The organism is Pseudoneobacillus rhizolycopersici, assembly GCF_054786815.1.
The window spans coordinates 1-251 of sequence record NZ_JBTOOE010000181.1 but is presented as its reverse complement, the minus strand read 5'-3'; the positions used below and the strand labels follow the sequence as shown (position 1 = coordinate 251).

Genomic DNA, 251 nt, shown 5'->3' with positions numbered 1-251 from the left:
ACTGGAGCTCCAACTTCCTGTTCGACTACATGAAGCAGTCCTACCTCATCGCCGCGCGCCACATCCAGCACGCGGTGGCGGGCGTCGAAGGACTTTCGCCGGAGTCGGAGCGCAAGGTGGCGTTCTTCACGCGCCAGTACGTCGATGCGCTCTCGCCTTCCAATTTCGCGCTCACCAACCCGCAGGTGCTGCGCGAAACGCTGGAGAGCGGCGGCCAGAACCTGCTGCGCGGCCTGAACAACCTCCTTTCG

Annotated in this window: 1 pseudogene; it reads left to right on the top strand. The window is 63.7% G+C overall.

What is annotated here, in order from left to right:
• A pseudogene (locus ACX9YW_RS23335) lies at positions 1-251 on the top strand (hypothetical protein); the annotation flags it as partial.